Here is a 17231-nt window from a genome sequence, read left to right as displayed (position 1 = left end):
CGTGCGCCCGTTTTATCCTCTTCCTCATCTGCTGCCAGTCCGCAAAATGCGGGCCGGCAGGCATTTTTCTGACTGTACTTAAACCGGGTACTTTCAGCTTTGTATGTCGTCTTTCTAAGGTTTGGCGACATACATCTTTTTCCTCGTCCTGCTTCGAATCGTCTCAGCGTTGGCTGCGTTTGCTCGCCCGAATCACTGACTTATTGTCAGCTCACCGGGACTCACAGACTTGCCGCCTTGATACAATCCGAAACAGTCAGAGGAATCTTTACTCGTCCTGCTTCAAATCGTCTCAGCGTTGGCTGCGCCTGCTCGCCCGAATCACTGACTTATTGTCAGCTCATCGGGACTCACAGACTTGCAGCCTTGATCCAATCCGAACTATTTTGAGGGGCGTAGAGTGAGGTGATTATTCGTTAATGACCAAACATGGCGAGTAATACCGGGAACAGGAACGGGGCGAGGAGGGAGGTGATGATCCCGCAGATGACCAGCGCCAGGGAGCTGAAGGCGCCTTCCTGATAATCCATTTCTGCGCAACGGGCGGTGCCGAGGGCGTGTGAGGCGGTGCCCATTGCCAGTCCGCGTGACGCTTTGGTGGTGATCTTTAATATGTTCAGGATCGTATGACCAAATACGGCGCCAAGGATCCCGACGAAAATCACACAGACCGCGCTGATGGCCGGAATGCCGTTAATGGACTGTGCCGTCGCCATCGCAATCGGTGTGGTGACGGATTTCGGTAACACCGAGGCAGCAATCTGTGGTGTCGCACCCATCCATAATGCAATGGCGGTGCCGGTGGTCATCGCCACGACGCTGCCGATAAAGCAGATGCTGATAATGGATTTCCAGCGGGCGCGGATCTGATGCAGCTGTTCGTACAGCGGAAACGCCAGTGCCACTACAGCCGGTTGCAGCAAATCATTGAGGATTTTACTGCCGGCGAAATAGCGGGCGTAAGGAATATGGGTCACCAGCAGTAACGGGATAATCACCACCATCGACATCAGTAAGGGATTCAGCAGCGGCATTTTGAGTTTGATAGCCAGTTTGCGGGTGGCGAAAAAGACCAGCAGGGTCAGCGGGAGCGACCACAAAATATCAATCATTTTCTTTCTCCGCTTTGTCTGTCACCACGCCGCGTTCACCGTGGATATAGTGGGAACAATACGCGACAACCAGTAACACGATAATCGTACTGACCAGACACGACACCACCAGCGGGCCGAACTGCGTGCGCAGCTGCTCGTAATAGTTCATCACCCCGACGCCGATCGGCACAAACAACAGCGCCATGTAGCGGATCAGAATGTTGCAGCCGGGTTTGACCCATTTAAACGGCAGAATTTGTGTGGAAAGCAGGGCGAATAAGATCAACATACCGATAATGCTGCCCGGAATCGTCAGCGGCAGAAGAGATGAAATGGCATTCCCGGCGAATAAACACAGATAAATCAGAATAAATGCCCGGATATATTGGAATGCCAGAGAAGTTGCATTGCTCATGGTGTTTCACCCAGTTGAATGATGCATTCATCATACAATTAAGATGTGATCTGCGCCACATAACTCAGTATGAAATTTAGGAATGAAGTGTATGCCAAAACCGCAGGGTTTGGCTGCTGAAATGACTCATATCCCCCGTATAATCAGCCGCCGATGGCCCTTGTAATAGTGTCTGTCGCTTTGCCTGAACTCGTCCCCGTTTGTACAGTAACAATGCCCCGCCAGAGCCCGTCCTGCGGCTTTAATAACCAATCAGATAACGTTATTCAAAATTAGCATAACGATAGTATTTATCAGACTTTCTGGCACTCATAAGAAACTTTACACTCAACAAAACTTTAGCAATTTCGCTACTTTGGAGAGTCTGACCTGATGAAAGCTTTATTACCGTCCGTCCTGTTTACGGCTATTGCGGCTACTTTCGCGGTTCAGGCCGCCACACCGCCGGACACGCTGGTCATCGCCCAGTCCATTGATGACACTTCCAGCTTTGACCCGGCGCAGGGCTTTGAGCTGACCACGGTTCAGGCTTTCAACAACATTTATCAGCGTCTGGTACAGTCAGATCCTAATAACCCGATTGATCTGAAACCCACGCTGGCGAGTTCCTGGGAAGCGGGCAAAGATAACCGCAGCCTGACGTTTACCCTGTCGCCGAAAGCCGTGTTTGCCAGCGGTAATCCGCTGACCGCCGATGATGTGATTTTCTCGCTGTCGCGCGTGGTGAAACTTAATCTCGAACCTTCTTTCATTTTGACTCAGCTGGGCTGGACTGATAAAAACGTCGATACCTTCCTGACGAAGGTGGATGATCAGCATGTGAAAGTCAGCTGGACTGCTGATGTCAGCCCGTCTTTCGTGCTGAGCCTGCTGTCTGCGCCGGTATCCTCGATTGTCGACAGCAAACTGGTGAAAGCTAACGCGACGGCTGACGACCTCGGTCATCAGTGGCTGAGCAACCATTCTGCCGGTTCCGGTCCGTATCAGATCCGTAACTACATTCCGCATGAAGTGGTGATCCTCTCCGCCAACCCGACGTCTCCTGAAGGCGCGCCGAAGCTGAAAACTATCCTGATTAAAAACGTACCGGATCCGGCTGCTCGCCGTCTGCTGATTGAGCAGGGCGATGCGGATATGGCACGTAACCTCGGTTCGGATCAGATGGCGGCGCTCGAAGGCAAAAAAGGCGTAAAACCGCTGGCCGTGCCATATGCGTCACTGTACTTCATGCAGTTCAACGCCAAAGCGTCTCCGGCGCTGGGCAATCCGGCCTTCTGGGAAGCGGCGCGTTACCTGTTCGACTACAACCACATCGCGCATGACCTGATGAAAAACCAGTTCCAGGTGCATCAGGCCTTCCTGCCGGAAGGTTATCTGGGGGCGCTGAACGATACGCCATACACTTACGATCCGGCCAAAGCCAAAGCGATTCTGGCGAAAGCCGGGCTGACCAACGTCAGCTTTACTTTGTCTACCGCCAACCAGCCGCCGTATCTGGATATCGCTCAGGCGCTACAGGCCAGCTTCGCGCAGGGCGGCGTGACCGTTAAACTCGATCCGGGTTTAAGCTCGCAAATTTCCACCAAAGTGAAATCACACGATTACGACGCCTATATGTCTTCATGGGGCCCGGACTATTTTGACCCGAACACCAATGCTTCCGCGTTTGCTTTCAATCCGGAAGATGGCAGCAAAACGCTGGCATGGCGCGCCAACTGGTCGATTCCTGCGCTCAATAAACTGACGCTGGCGGCGATTGCTGAGCCGGATCAGGCTAAACGCGTGGCGGATTACCGTCAGCTGCAACTGGAAGTGCAGAAAAACTCTCCGTTTGTCATCGGCTTACAGGCTAAAAGCCTGATCGCCGTGCGTGACAACATTAAGGGCTACGTGCAGGGCATCAACCCTGACATGGTCTTCTACAGCAAGGTCACCAAGTAATGACAGACAGTTCAACGCCCGCCGGATTCGTCCGGCAGGGTTGGCGCTGGTCAGGCCGTCTGCTGACCGGCGTGATTTCGCTGGCGCTGACGTTGCTCGGCCTGCTGGCGTTCACCTTTACGCTTTCCCATCTTGCCCCGATTGACCCGACACTTCAGGTGGCGGGCGATCACGCCAGCGAAGCCACCTATGCGCAGGTGCGTCGTGATTTAGGTCTCGACCAGTCGGTACCGGTGCAGTTCGCCCGTTATCTGGATCATCTGGCGCACGGCGATATGGGGATTTCCCGCATTACCGCGCAGCCGGTCGCCAGCGATTTAATGCGTACTTTCCCGGCGACCGTCGAACTGGCCACCTGTGCCATTTTGCTTGGCGGATCGCTCGGCATTTTGCTGGCGCTGCTGGCGGTCTGGAAACCAGGCAGCTGGCTGGATAACGTCGCCAGAATGGTGTCGCTGCTCGGGTATTCCGTGCCGATATTCTGGCTGAGCCTGCTCGGTCTTTTGCTGTTTTACGCGGTGCTGCACTGGGCGGGCGGTCCGGGACGACTGGACGACTTGTATATGTACACCATGACGCCGCGCACCGGATTTGTGCTGATTGATACCTGGCTTTCCGGCGACCGCGACATGTTCTATAACGCCATCAGCCATTTGTGGCTGCCGGTAACCGTGCTGGCGATGTTGTCGATGGCGGGCATTACCCGTCTTCTGCGCGCCTCGATGCTCGGTGAAATGAACAAAGAATACGTGATTCTGGCGCGTTCCAAAGGCGCGGGCAGGGCGAGGGTTTTACTCTGCCACGTCTTCCCGAATGTGCTCGGAACACTGATCACCGTGCTTTCGCTTTCCTACGCCAGCCTGCTCGAAGGCGCAGTACTGACCGAAACCGTATTCGCCTGGCCGGGCGTCGGACGTTATCTGACTACCGCGCTGTTCGCGGCAGATACCCCAGCTATCCTTGGCGCGACGCTGCTGATCGGTACCTGTTTCGTGCTGCTGAACGCACTGGCTGACGCCCTTACTTATTTGCTCGATCCGCGGACCCGGTAGTTTTCGCTTATGACACAACAAATGATCCCTGAACAACCTGCGCAGGTCGAAGTCGAGACTAACGTCTGGAAGCCTGCGCGACGCATTACCACGCTGAGCGTCGGTCTGGTGCTGGTCGCCATTCTGGTGCTTACCGCGCTGCTCGCACCTTTACTGGCACCGTTTGATCCGAACATTCAGCACATCGAACTGCGCTTACTGCCGCCTTCACATCAGCACTGGCTGGGCACCGACGGTTTTGGCCGCGACCTGCTGTCCCGTGTGATCTACGGCGCGCGTCCGACGCTGCTGCTGGTGTCACTGATCCTGGTGCTGACCATTCCGGTCGGCCTGCTGATCGGCATCAGCGCCGGTTATATCGGTGGCTGGTTCGAGCGCATTCTGATGCGTCTGACCGACATCGTGATGTCATTGCCAAGTCTGGTGATGGCGCTGGCACTGGTGGCTATTCTCGGTCCAGGCCTGATGAACGGGGCGCTGGCGCTGGCCTTTACCAGCTGGCCGCCGTTTGCCCGTCAGGCAAGGGCGGAAACCCTGGCACTGCGCCGCAGCGATTATCTGGCCGCCGCGCGTATGCAGGGCATCGGCGGATTGCGCCTGATGTTTGGCCACATCCTCCCGCTGTGTTTACCGAGCGCCGTGGTGCGGGCCGCACTCAGCCTCGGCGGCATTATTCTGGCATCCGCCGGTCTGGGCTTTCTGGGCATGGGTATTCAGCCGCCGACAGCGGAATGGGGCTCGATGGTTGCTGAAGGCAGTAAAGTAATTTTCGACCAGTGGTGGGTCGCCGCTGCACCGGGCGGGGCGATTCTGTTTGCCAGCCTGGCTTTCAACCTGCTGGGCGATGGCCTGCGTGACAAAATGGATCCACGACATGGCAACTGATTCCTTAAATACCGACAAACTTGTCGCGAAAGATCTCACCATTTATCTGCCGGGCGAACGTCCGCTGGAACTGGTGAAATCCCTTTCACTCAGCGTCGGGCAGGAACGCGTGGCGCTGGTTGGCGAATCCGGTTCCGGTAAATCCCTGACCGCCCGTGCGCTGATGGGGCTGCTGCCGCATCCGTGTCAGCTGCGTGCTTCGCAAGTGACGCTGGGCGATAACGACCTGACGACGTTAAAGGAACGCGAATGGAACAAACTTCGCGGCAACCGTGTTTCGATGGTGATGCAGGATCCGAAACATGCGCTGAATCCGACGCAAAAAATCGGCAAACAGGTCGAAGAACCGCTGCGTTTGCATACGCGTCTCGGGCGTAAAGAGCGTCAGGAAAAAGTAGCCGACATGTTGAATGCCGTCGGTTTGCCCAATCCGGCTTTTCTGCAACAGCAATATCCGCATCAGCTTTCCGGCGGGATGGGCCAGCGCGTGATGCTGGCGATTGCGCTGATCAACGATCCGCAGTGGCTGATTGCTGACGAACCGACGTCAGCGCTGGATTTTGACATGCGCGAACAGGTGCTGGGCTTAATCGAGCGTCTGGTCGAAAAGCGCAACATGGGGCTGATCCTGATCAGCCACGACCTGCAACAGGTGGCGCACTACTGCGAGCGCGTACTGGTGATGTACAAAGGCGAACTGCTCGATGAATTGCCTGCGGATCAGCTGGCACATGCCACGCATCCGTATACCCACACGTTATGGTCGTGCAGACCGAGCAAATTTACCCACGGCGAACGCCTGCCGGTGCTGGATCGTGCGCTGCTGGCCTCTTTAAAACAGGAGCCGAATCATGAGTGAGGCAATTGCTGAGCTGCACCAGCTGAGCGTGTCCCACCGTCAGGGCGTTGAAGTCCGCACCGTGGTACATAACGTTAATCTGACGATTAATAAAGGTGAGTGCTTCGGGCTGGTCGGGCCGTCCGGTTGCGGTAAATCTTCTCTTTTGTGGGTACTGGCAGGGCTGAACGGTCACTGGGACGGCGGCCTGACGCTGCTCGATCACCAATTGAAACCCGGCAAGCCGTTCACCGGCAGTCTGCGGCGTGACGTACAGATGGTGTTTCAGGATCCGTATGCCTCGCTGCACCCGAAACACAAGTTGCTGCGCACGCTGGCTGAACCGTTAAAAATCCTTAAAGAGCAGGATATCGAACAAAAGATTGCTGAAGGATTCCGTCAGGTCGGGCTGGATCCGGCGCTGATGCACCGTTATCCGCATCAGCTTTCCGGCGGCCAGCGCCAGCGCGTGGCGATTGTGCGCGCGCTGTTGCTTAAGCCTAAGCTGTTATTGCTCGATGAACCCACGTCTGCGCTCGATATGTCAGTGCAGGCGGAAATCCTTAACCTGCTCAACGATCTTAAAGCCAGCAGTGACCTGACCATGATTCTGGTGAGCCACGATGCGGACGTGATTGACCATATGTGCGACAGAGCCGTACATATGGCAAAAGGAGTTGTTCTGAGTTAATTCGCTGAGGGGCCAGCCGGGCTGCTCACTGTCAAAATTCACACCCAAACTGGCCTGCTGAGGCCAGCTTTGGCAGCAAAAAAAATTCCACCCGGTTTAATTTCAATAAGAATATTCCTAGTTGCCATTCTATTACGATCTTGTTTAAACTTTGTTTAGTCAGGACCCCGGCAGATTTTTATCCTGAAATAATACAAACATCTGACATTATTTGGGATATTGCCCACGCTCGCTGGTTTTTTCGAAATTATTAACCTAATCTTAAAATTTATTCCCAGATCAAAATTCCAAAATTGGCTTGATAAAATAAAGCGAGGATTTAATCAAAGTAAGGAATAATTAATGGCGTGGAAAAGAAGAGAGAAAGTGGCAATTATGGAACCACTTTCGATGGTCAGTGATGTAATGTCGCAGATCCTGAGAGAAGAGAGTGACATTATTATTGAAGGCACACTTTCTAATTTCATATCCCTCAAGTCTTTGCTGGAATTGCGAAAATTGGATGTGGTTTTCAGTGAGGTTTATGATGCCAATACGTCTATTATTGAAGGCCTGGATTTCTTAAGAAAACTAAAAGCGCAATTCCCCGCCATTGATATGATTATTCATACTGAAATTGAAATTCCTGCTTTACTGATTCAAAGTAATGCAGATGCTATCTATATGAAACAATTAGGCGTTGAGGGCTGCCGCGCTTCCGCAGCGCAAATCCTTAATGCAACGAGCATGGTGAGCGTACTCTTTTACGAAGACAGAAAACTTCGTTACGATTTCGAAATGCTGAGCGACTATGAATGGGAAGTGCTGATTATGTTCAGCCAGCAAATGAGCATTACTGAAATTGCCACGAAAATGAAAACCCAATATCGACGCATCAGCCGGGTGAAGCACATCATTATGGATAAACTTAAAGTGAGTAATAATGTGGCATTCAGTCAGTTCATGGCACTTGCCGGAAGCAAGTTTGGCGAGTATCCGCCGGTTTCTTTAAAATAATATTGCATCAATACTTTCATTTCAGGCACACCATGAAAACCGCAAAATCTGTTGGCCGGCCTTTATTATTTCTGTCAGGTACCTTGCTGGTAGCCACATTTATCCTGATTGTCACACATCTCGTCATCGCGACGTATGATCGCGACTATCTGGCTTCCTATGCCCGACACATCATGACGCGCGGACTGGAAGTTGCTGATGAGTCCGGTAAAATCGTCAGTAAAGTGAATGCCATACGCGATGAAACATGCAGTGATAAATTTCTCGATGAAATTCGTTATCTCTCATTTACCTCGGTATTTATCTCAGACATTGGCTACATCCGTGATCACCAGCTGAAATGTACGGCGATGCGCGGCCGTTTACCGGAGCCGGTGACGATGTCGGTGCCCGATGCCATCACCCGTTATGGTCAGCGCATATGGACATCCTTCAGCGGCATTGTAGACCCGCGGATCACCGCCGATATGATGGAATCGAAGAACGTTCTGCTTTTCCCGACACCGGCCGCATTTCGTGACATTTATGTTCCGTATAACGGCTTCGGTGCCGTGCTGATCAACCACCGGCACGACCATGTTTTCAGGCTGTTTGGCGACACCGCCGGACTGGTGCGGGATGTTAACGAAATGCAAGGTTTTGCGTGGTGGCACAAAGCCCGGTTCACGGAATGCAGTAAACGATATGATATTTGCGTGATGGCCAGAAACACTCAGATCGGACTTTTTTCCCTTTCAGCCACGGCGACAGTCTTTATTATTCTGGCAGCATTAGCAGCCGGTGGAATGTTTACTTTCGCACTCCTGCAATACATCAGTAATACCCGTTCATTACAGAATAAACTCAGGATGGCGATCAGCCGGGATGACATTTATATCAACTATCAACCCTTTGTGGATATTGATACCGGCAGGGTGATTGGGTACGAAGCGCTGGCCCGCTGGAAAGAGGTAAACGGCGACAATATACCACCGGATGTATTTATCAAACTGGCTGAGTCGACACATCAGATTAAGGCGCTCACCCGGTCTGTCGTCAAGCGGACGCTGACAGAAATCGCACCACTCTTGCGGGAGAATAACGCTCTATTTGTGAGTATTAACATCACTACCGCGGATGTGACTGAGGCGGATTTCAGGGTGTTTCTCGAAGAAGAGGTCGATAAAAGCAGGCTTCATCGGAAGCAAATCGTCTTAGAAATCACGGAACGTTCGACGGCAGACCATCGGCTGCTCAAAGAGTCATTAGCCCGGCTGAGAGATTACGGCTACCGCATTGCGCTGGATGATTTCGGTACCGGTTATTCAAATCTGGATTATCTGAGCAAGTTATCGTTTGATTTTATTAAGATTGACAAGATCTTCACCGATTCTGTTGGCAGTCAGTCAGTCAGTTTCAAAATGCTGAAAATGATGCTGGAAATGCTCGCCCAGACCGGTGCGACCATTATTGTGGAAGGAATAGAAGAACAGCATCAGGCGGACTTCTTCCTGAAAGAATATCCACGCATTGTCGGACAGGGCTGGTTTTACGGCAGGCCGGTGGATATTGATAAAATCACTTCCTGAGCGTGTCAGATAGGGGCCTTGTGCCCCTTTTATCTTTGTACCTCCATCATCGGGTCAATCCGCTTTATTTTCACCTCTCATGATTTCCATCTTCTATCTCGCATCTGCTTGTCTAAAGCACATCAATGTCGCCATGGTTTTCCCTTTTGAACGTTTTTGGTGATTCTTGAGCGACATCAATATTTACTCAGTCCTGACATAAACATCATTCTGAAAATATTCAATCTGGTTGTAATTGATATCTTCCGGTTAAATAACACGCCGAATGATTATTTTGCGAGTTGTTAATCATCTTAATGACGCAGTTTATAGGCAATCGTTTAATTATTTTTAGAATATTCCTAGTTAAGAAATCGTAAGGAAGGAATATGTTTTCGAGATGTTAATTAAAATTGCAGATTATTTCTCTGGCAGGAAAACGGATCTACATCAATTTAGTGGATTAGTGTATGAAATAACTCATGCCAGAAGAATAATTCACTAATTTATGCGTTTTTGACGAGATTGATTGCCGAAAAAGGTCGTGACTTTATAGTGACTAGCACTGGCAGCGTACCCGGCGAAGGGACCTGCCAGAAGGAAATTAATCTAACGGAGAAAAGACGTGAATAAGAAATTTTTAGTGGCTTGTGGTTTACTGGTAGCGGGTTATTCAATGACGGCATCTGCCGTATCTGATAACACTATTTCGTTTCAGGGCGAAGTAGCGGATCAGACTTGTGAAGTGTCGGTAAACAGCGATTCTGCCCCGGTTGTTTTATTACCTACTGCAGCCGTAAGTTCTTTAACGACTGCGGGTAATGTTGCCGGAACTACTTCTTTTGAAATTGCGCTGTCTGGTTGTGAAGAGGCAGCAGCTGCGACAACGATTAATACTGTTTTCTCAGGAAACCTGGTGGATACAGCAAATAAAGGCACACTGAAAAATACCGGCACAGCAACCAATGTCAATCTGCAATTACTGGATACGACTAATGATGAGATTGATTTAAGTTCCACCTGGACCAGTACTAAGAATGAACTTGGTTTAGCTGTAGGGGATGAAAGCGCCAGTGCAACATTCTATGTGCAGTATTATGCAACAGGCCAGGCCACTGCAGGTACTGTAGCAGGTTCTATTGAATATGCGGTGAGCTATTTGTAAGTCTGGCTTTATTTAAAAGATGGCAGGCATTCTGCCATCTTTCTTTCATATTACTTATTAGCGTTAATTAAATTAAAGTGTCAATGACAAGAGCAATACCAATGTTATTCAATTCTACAATCAGTAATAAAATATTTAATGCAATGCTGTTGCTGTCATTTGGCTTTTCTGCAACAAGTTATGCCAGCGTGATCATGACAGGCAACCGGATTGTTTATCCATCTGATAATCAATCAGTCAATGTCGAGTTCAGTAACAAAGATATTATCCCATACGCCGTACAAACCTGGCTGGATGATGGAGATGTAAACTCGACTGCGTTGACGGCGAAGGCACCTTTTATCGCATCGCCATCATTGTTTAAAATCGCCTCTAACAGCGGCCAGGTATTACGGATTTCCTTTACGGGTAGTAAAAAATTACCACAGGATCGCGAGTCTGTTTTTTATTTTAACTTTCTGCAAATCCCCCCCTTCAATGCAGGTGGCGAGGAGACCCGGAATAAAAATAAAATGCTGGTGATGCTTAAAAACCGGGTAAAAGTATTCTACCGACCTGCAGCTATAGCCAGTCGTATTGGAAATCTTCCTGATCAAATAAAACTGATTTCTACAGCGCAGTCTGGCGGAACTTCTTTACAGTTAAAAAACGATTCACCCTTTTTTGTTTCTATTGCCAGTATAAAGATAAAACAGGGAGCTAAACTTTATACCCAGTCTGCGGACATGCTTCCACCCTTTTCTCAACAAAGTGTGACGTTCAAAAAACTCCAATTACAGAAAAATGACACGGCGGTCATTGATTATATTAACGATCAGGGAGCAAGAGTGAGTCATGAGTATGAAATCAATCCATAATAAGAAAATATCGTCCTCACTTTCATTATTAACTGTTGGTATTTTGGCCTGCCACCAACCCAACGTTAAGGCTGAAGATTTTTATTTCGATCCCAGTCTGCTGGAAGGTTCCGGTGTTGCTGTGAATCTCGAAAAATTAAATCAAAAAGTGATCAGGATTGAATCCGGAAAATATTATGTTGATCTTTACGTTAACAATAAGCTGGTGAAGGAAAATGCTGAGATTACATTTAGCAGTGATGAAAAAGGTGAAGCGGCTCAACCCTGCCTGAAAGCTGATGATATTAAACTTATTCAGCTAAAAGTGGATGTTGTCTCCCTGCTACCGGTCGCAGATCAATGCGTCAGTTTCTCTGCACTTTCTAAAGGGGCATCCTGGGAGTTTGATCAACCGACTCAACAATTAAAATTACTGATCCCTCAGGCCTCGTTGTATCGCCAGCCGCGTGGTTATATTCCTGTTTCACGGTGGGACAGCGGGAGCCTGGGCTTATTCGTAAAGCATAATACCAACTATTATGAAACGAAGAATACCGGAGGATCTACCACTAAGAACCTTTGGAGTGGCCTTAATAGTGGCACTAATATCGGTTTATGGCAGCTGAGAAATCAGTCAAATTTCAGTTACAACGAAACGGACGGACGTACACGTCAAAAGTGGACCAGCGTACGTACAAACGCACAACGGCCATTGCCGTCGATCAATTCTTTAATCACGATCGGTGACAGCTATACCAACAGCAGTCTTTTCGGCAGCCTGTCTTTCAACGGTGTCAAACTCGCCAGTGATACGCGGATGATGCCTCAGGGCAAACGCGGTTATGCGCCAGAAGTTCGCGGTGTCGCCAGTACGACAGCCCGTGTGGTGGTCAGCCAGCTGGGGAAAACAATTTATGAAACCGTCGTTTCACCGGGGCCTTTCGTCATTGACGATTTGAACAATACCCGAGGACAGGGCGATTTACAGGTCCAGGTCATTGAAGCCAACGGGCAAACGTCATCCTTCACTGTGCCGTATTCGGCCGTACCGGATTCTATACGTCCCGGGATGTGGAATTATGAAGTCGCACTCGGCAGGGTGCGTAATTATTACAACGTCGATAACGAGTTCGTGGAAGGCGTAATTCAGCGCGGGATCAGTAACCGTTTTACCGGCAACGCCGGTCTACGTCTGGCAAAAGACTATGAGGCTTATTTGCTCGGCGGTGTCATGGCGACGCCATTAGGGGCTATCGGCCTTAACACGACTTATTCACATGCCGTGGCTGAAAATAATAAAACCCAGTCAGGCTGGCGGGCGGAAGCCAGTTACAGCAAGACTTTTACTACCGGCACTAATCTGACACTGGCGGCATACCGCTACTCGACTAAAGGTTTCCGGGATTTGCAGGATGTGCTGGGTGTAAGGCGAGCCGCTGAAAATACCACCACTTACTATTCGGATACGTTGAATCAGAAAAATCAGTTCAGCGCGACCATCGCCCAAAGTTTTAATACGTTCGGGTCACTTTCCCTGAATGCCAGTACGTCAGATTATTACAGTAATAATTCACGTATTACTCAGATGCAGCTGGGTTACAGCAATAGCTATAAAAAGATCAGCTATAACATCAACGTTGGCAGACAGCGCACCAGTTACAGTACCCGCAGCAACTACTACAGCGACGCGGATAACAGTGATAATCGTCAGAAATATACAGAGAACACCATTTCAATAGGTTTCTCAATGCCGCTGGACTGGACAGACTCAAGATCCAATGTTTCGTTTAACCTGGCGAAAAATAAAACATCAGAGTCAGCGACGACCAGTCTTTCTGGCTCGGTAGGCGAGAAAAGTAACTTGTCCTATTCCCTCTACAGCGGCGTAGAGAACTATCAGAGTAGCGGCAACGAAATGACCTGGGGCGGTTCACTTCAGCAGAATACGTCGAAAGGCGCATTCCGCGGTTCTTATTCTCAGGGTAGCGGCTATAAGCAGTTTGGATTGGGTACCTCTGGCACCTTATTGATCCATCCCGGGGGTGTGACCTACGGACCTTATGTCAGTGATACCTTTGCGTTGGTCAAAGCCAAAGGGGCAAAAGGGGCGGAAATTAAAAACGGTCAGGGCGCAAAAATAGACAGCTTCGGTTATGCCATTATGCCTTCGTTATCGCCTTATCAATATAATACCGTCAGCCTTGACCCCAGAGGACTAAATTCCAGTGTGGATATTCAGGGTGGAAGTCAGCAGGTCGTGCCTTATTCCGGTGCCATTGTTCAGGTTAATTTTGAAACTGTCTCGGGTAAACAGGTATTAATTAACACTACGCTCGATGGCGATCAGATGATTCCGATGGGCGCAGACGTTACCGATAAAGACGGAAATAATATAGGCATGGTCGGTCAGGCCGGGCAGATCTATGCACGCATTAATGATCGTTCCGGCGTGCTATTTGTTTCATGGGGTAAGGAAAAGTCAGAGCAGTGCCGAATTAATTATCAGTTACCTGCGAGTGATGATAATTATTTTTTACAGATGACGCTACCTTGTAAATAAACCCCCAAAAAAAATGCATAGCAAAAAAATCAAAAATATTTTTAGATGCTGTTAAGTAATACATATTACGTACCTAATGATAGGTGGGATTTTGAATGGTAAAAAAATTATTTTATTTAATAAGTTTTCTCGGGTTGGTAATTCCTGGTATTTCACAGGCGACGTGCTCGATAGTGGATGGAACCGGCTATCTGACTACTGCACTAATTGAAGCTGGTTATACTGCAAAAAGTTGGGGTGGAGGTTGTGATACTTGCAATGGTAATATAGGGCTTCCTCCAGTAGTCTCTATAAGTACCAATTCAAGTTTTATGCCATCAGGAACATTACTTGCCAGTTCAACAGCTGACTTTTTCCAGGCATCATCTTCAACGCCTTACGGTCAGAATCAGATACTTTTCAGATGTGCGCTAGCCGATGCCGATTCTATCTATGAGATGTATGCTACGAATGGTGATAATGCATATACTGGTCAGTATGCAACTGATGAAGTTGATAATGCCTATTACAGCCCAGTAATGAATGTTGCTTACAGATTAACCAACACCAGTACGGGAGAGTATTACTCGCGATATTGGAAAGCACGAAAGTTAGTTGCAGATAACTGGGTTCAGGATGAAAATTATATTTATATACCTGCAAGTATATTCAGCGGCGTCACCATAGAGCTTTTTAAAATAGATTCCACGACTTATTATACAAATAGTAGCACAACCTGGCTTATGAGTTATTCTCAGCCTTATGGTTATATAGCCTTTAAAGGGCCGGGTTTATCAACAAATGTTACTGATGGTGCAGATTCATACTCTAATTCTAATGGTTGGCATAGCGCCTGGCCAGCGGCCTATGGTTTGTACAACAATGTCACCTTTGTGCGTGGCGCTATGTGTTTGGTAAAAGATTACCCTTCAGTCGTATTATTACCGACGATGAGTATTTCATCTTTAAATAGTGGGGAAACCAGCCAGAGTTCATTTTCAATTAGCCTGAAATGTGAAGATGCTGCTGTCTCCAGTGTTGGTACAACTGCAGCATCAACCGCTGTTGCAATGGGTTTTCTGGTCAACCAGCCCACGGCTGTCACAGCAGCAACTAACCTCGGGCTGACGACAAGCTCCGGAGGGCTTACACATTTGCTGGACACTAATTACGGGAGCAGTGGATCGGCATCCGGCGTGGGGATCAAAATCTATAATGAAAGCGGCGCAGCCCTTACTTTACTGCCCAGCAGAACAACCAGAACAGGCAATTTGGGCGGCTGGTACGCCTATAAAGATCTGACCACCAGTCAGGGCGATTCTACGGACGGTGTCACAACGTACACCGGAAATTTTACGGCGTCTCTGGAGGCAATCAGTGGCGAAACAGTGACAGCGGGGAGCGTTAATGCGCAGTTACAAGTGGTGGTCAGTTTTCAATAAAGTTACCGTTGCGGCGGGGATTATGCTCTGTTGCACGGCGTTTCACGCCAGCGCGGTGGTTAATGCGGAAAAGACCCGCGTGGTGTTCAACTCGGGAAGTATCGCGGAATCACTGTCATTAGTGAATTCCGAGAAAGAACCGGTAGTGGTGCAGGTCTGGACAGATAACGGAGACCCGACGGTGAGCCCGGATAAGGTCCATACGCCGATTGTGATCAATCCGCCGGTATTTAAAATGAAACCGGGGGAAATGCGCAATATCCGGCTGTTGATGGTTTCAGCCGGAAGTCTGCCACAGGATCGCGAAAGTGTTTACTGGTTGAATATCTTTCAAATTCCGCCAAATACCGAAACACAGCATAAAGATGAAAAACGCGTCGTGCTGCCGTTAAAAATCCGCATGAAGGTGTTTTTCAGGCCGGAAAAAGTAGGGGAGCTTAAGGAAAGTGATGCACAGAAATTGCAGTTCAGCATCGACCGTGAGGCGGGCAGTAAAACACTCTTGATACAAAATCCGACGCCGTGGCACCTGACGCTTTCTTCACTTCGTTCGGGAGAGACGGAGTTACCCGGTGTGATGGTGGCGCCTTTCACTTCAGAGCGGGTGGAAATTCCGGCAGGGAAAAACCTGTCAGATAAAGTGGAATACGACGTTATCAATGATAATGGTACGCGATGGCAAGCCAGCCAGAAATTAAAATAATCATCCACAGGTTTTTTATTTTAATGATAAAAATGACTTTAGCATTTGATTGGAAATGATTAACTGACCGGTTGCGCCGGTCTTCTCTTGTGACTAATTTTTGATGGCGAGGACAATGGAATAATGTCCACCTTCGGAATCAGTCACAGGAGAGGCATTTTGAAATCAATAATGAAAGCCGGAATCGCGATTTTTATTGTCGTAATGACGATGGCCGGTTGTTCCACGCACCAGTATGACCCTGCTTTAGATAAACAAATTACTGACTTCCAGAGCAAAGCCGACCGTCAATTTGTGGCCTGGACTGCGCAGGCAATGACTGACAATACGCAACCCGCCTCGCCGGTTGTCGCCTGCCATGCGGCGTCCGTGGTCGCAGGGCAACCGCTTTTGCTGATTTCCCACCTTTCTGAACCCGACAGTGCGTTCTTTAATTCCGCTGAAACGGATTTAGCACTGATTGAATCCCGCACCAAAATCTTAAATAACAATCCTGCAATTGAACAGCAGATGTTTGGCCTGAGAAATATCTTCTATCAGATTAAATATAAAAGGCAGCATTGTTCGCAACAGGATTCTCCGGCGTATATCACTCTTCAGCGTAAACAGGTTGCTGTGATTATGCAGTCGATGCTGACGTATGAGCTGGTATTAAAAAATGGTACAGAAGCAGTCAATAAATAATAAAGGTGAATACGATGAGTGATATTTTTGATGTTAAAGACAGGGCTATTGCGGCGGCAAAAGCTTCACTGGGGACAAACTGGAATACGGTGGCAAACAGTGCCGTCCCGCAGATTGAAGCCTTACTTCAGCTGACCTGGGAGATTGAAAAAGGTAAAGGCAGTTTCCGGTCGGGAGAATATGAATCTTTGCTGGCGACACAGAAATCCACCTTTGTGGCGGTGCTGGCGACCTATGAAGCAATCAGCGAGGAGATTGCCTGGCAGGCACTGAATGCGGCCTTTGCCGTGATTTTAAGCGGTGTGCGCAAACTTCTGTGAAAACGGTCTTCCGGCGGGGCGGGTCTAAAATTATCTTTATCGATAACCATTTTCATTTAGACTGACGGACTTGCCCGCCTTCG

At 49.1% G+C, this 17231-nt stretch carries 16 protein-coding genes; 14 read left to right on the top strand and 2 right to left on the bottom strand.

The window, feature by feature from the left end; all coding sequences use genetic code 11:
* Positions 1-416: 416 nt before the first annotated feature.
* Positions 417-1112, bottom strand: coding sequence for a CidB/LrgB family autolysis modulator (locus tag CKQ54_RS15620; protein WP_112289818.1), 696 nt, complete (start codon positions 1110-1112; stop codon positions 417-419).
* Positions 1105-1509 (bottom strand): CidA/LrgA family protein, encoded by a 405-nt coding sequence (locus CKQ54_RS15615; RefSeq protein WP_112289820.1) that lies wholly within the window; start codon positions 1507-1509, stop codon positions 1105-1107. Before CKQ54_RS15615 ends, CKQ54_RS15620 begins: the two co-directional genes overlap by 8 nt.
* A 372-nt stretch (positions 1510-1881) precedes the next feature.
* On the opposite strand from CKQ54_RS15615, the gene CKQ54_RS15610 reads away from it, so the two are divergent.
* From CKQ54_RS15610 to CKQ54_RS15545, 14 genes are all read left to right on the top strand, one after another.
* The gene (locus CKQ54_RS15610) at positions 1882-3450 is read left to right on the top strand and encodes an ABC transporter substrate-binding protein (protein WP_120163005.1); all 1569 of its coding nucleotides are present in this window, start codon (positions 1882-1884) and stop codon (positions 3448-3450) included.
* A complete protein-coding gene (locus tag CKQ54_RS15605; RefSeq protein ID WP_112289823.1) occupies positions 3450-4502 on the top strand; it encodes an ABC transporter permease in 1053 nt (350 codons plus the stop codon). The genes CKQ54_RS15610 and CKQ54_RS15605 overlap by 1 nt, the downstream gene beginning before the upstream one ends.
* A gap of 21 nt (positions 4503-4523) precedes the next feature.
* Entirely contained in the window at positions 4524-5387 is an 864-nt protein-coding gene (locus CKQ54_RS15600; RefSeq protein ID WP_120163064.1) for an ABC transporter permease, read from the top strand.
* Positions 5377-6246 carry an ABC transporter ATP-binding protein gene (locus tag CKQ54_RS15595; RefSeq protein ID WP_120163004.1) on the top strand — a complete coding sequence of 290 codons (870 nt, stop codon included), beginning with the start codon at positions 5377-5379 and terminating at the stop codon, positions 6244-6246. Before CKQ54_RS15600 ends, CKQ54_RS15595 begins: the two co-directional genes overlap by 11 nt.
* Positions 6239-6916: an ABC transporter ATP-binding protein gene (locus tag CKQ54_RS15590; protein WP_120163003.1), complete on the top strand. Its 678-nt coding sequence runs from the start codon at positions 6239-6241 to the stop codon at positions 6914-6916. Before CKQ54_RS15595 ends, CKQ54_RS15590 begins: the two co-directional genes overlap by 8 nt.
* Before the next feature lie 342 nt (positions 6917-7258).
* Positions 7259-7912, top strand: a complete 654-nt coding sequence (locus tag CKQ54_RS15585; RefSeq protein WP_120163002.1) for a helix-turn-helix domain-containing protein — start codon at positions 7259-7261, stop codon at positions 7910-7912.
* Between the two features lie 32 nt (positions 7913-7944).
* Positions 7945-9480, top strand: a complete 1536-nt coding sequence (locus CKQ54_RS15580; protein WP_120163001.1) for an EAL domain-containing protein — start codon at positions 7945-7947, stop codon at positions 9478-9480.
* Positions 9481-10135: 655 nt separating this feature from the next.
* A complete protein-coding gene (locus CKQ54_RS15575; RefSeq protein ID WP_120163063.1) occupies positions 10136-10624 on the top strand; it encodes a fimbrial protein in 489 nt (162 codons plus the stop codon).
* 101 nt (positions 10625-10725) lie between these two features.
* The gene (locus tag CKQ54_RS15570; RefSeq protein WP_167459641.1) at positions 10726-11481 is read left to right on the top strand and encodes a fimbria/pilus periplasmic chaperone; all 756 of its coding nucleotides are present in this window, start codon (positions 10726-10728) and stop codon (positions 11479-11481) included.
* Positions 11459-14020, top strand: coding sequence for a fimbrial outer membrane usher protein (locus CKQ54_RS15565; protein ID WP_244220220.1), 2562 nt, complete (start codon positions 11459-11461; stop codon positions 14018-14020). Before CKQ54_RS15570 ends, CKQ54_RS15565 begins: the two co-directional genes overlap by 23 nt.
* Positions 14021-14115: 95 nt before the next feature.
* A complete protein-coding gene (stbD, locus tag CKQ54_RS15560; protein WP_120162998.1) occupies positions 14116-15441 on the top strand; it encodes a fimbrial usher protein StbD in 1326 nt (441 codons plus the stop codon).
* Positions 15407-16144 carry a fimbria/pilus periplasmic chaperone gene (locus CKQ54_RS15555; RefSeq protein ID WP_120162997.1) on the top strand — a complete coding sequence of 246 codons (738 nt, stop codon included), beginning with the start codon at positions 15407-15409 and terminating at the stop codon, positions 16142-16144. Before stbD ends, CKQ54_RS15555 begins: the two co-directional genes overlap by 35 nt.
* A gap of 159 nt (positions 16145-16303) precedes the next feature.
* Positions 16304-16828 carry a hypothetical protein gene (locus CKQ54_RS15550; protein WP_120162996.1) on the top strand — a complete coding sequence of 175 codons (525 nt, stop codon included), beginning with the start codon at positions 16304-16306 and terminating at the stop codon, positions 16826-16828.
* Positions 16829-16842: 14 nt separating this feature from the next.
* Positions 16843-17148, top strand: a complete 306-nt coding sequence (locus tag CKQ54_RS15545) for a hypothetical protein (RefSeq protein ID WP_120162995.1) — start codon at positions 16843-16845, stop codon at positions 17146-17148.
* Positions 17149-17231: the final 83 nt, after the last annotated feature.

Source organism: Rahnella variigena (genome assembly GCF_003610915.1).
GTDB classification, from domain to species: domain Bacteria; phylum Pseudomonadota; class Gammaproteobacteria; order Enterobacterales; family Enterobacteriaceae; genus Rahnella; species Rahnella variigena.
The sequence above is the reverse complement of the archived record's forward strand: the minus strand, read 5'-3'. Positions and strand labels throughout refer to the sequence as shown.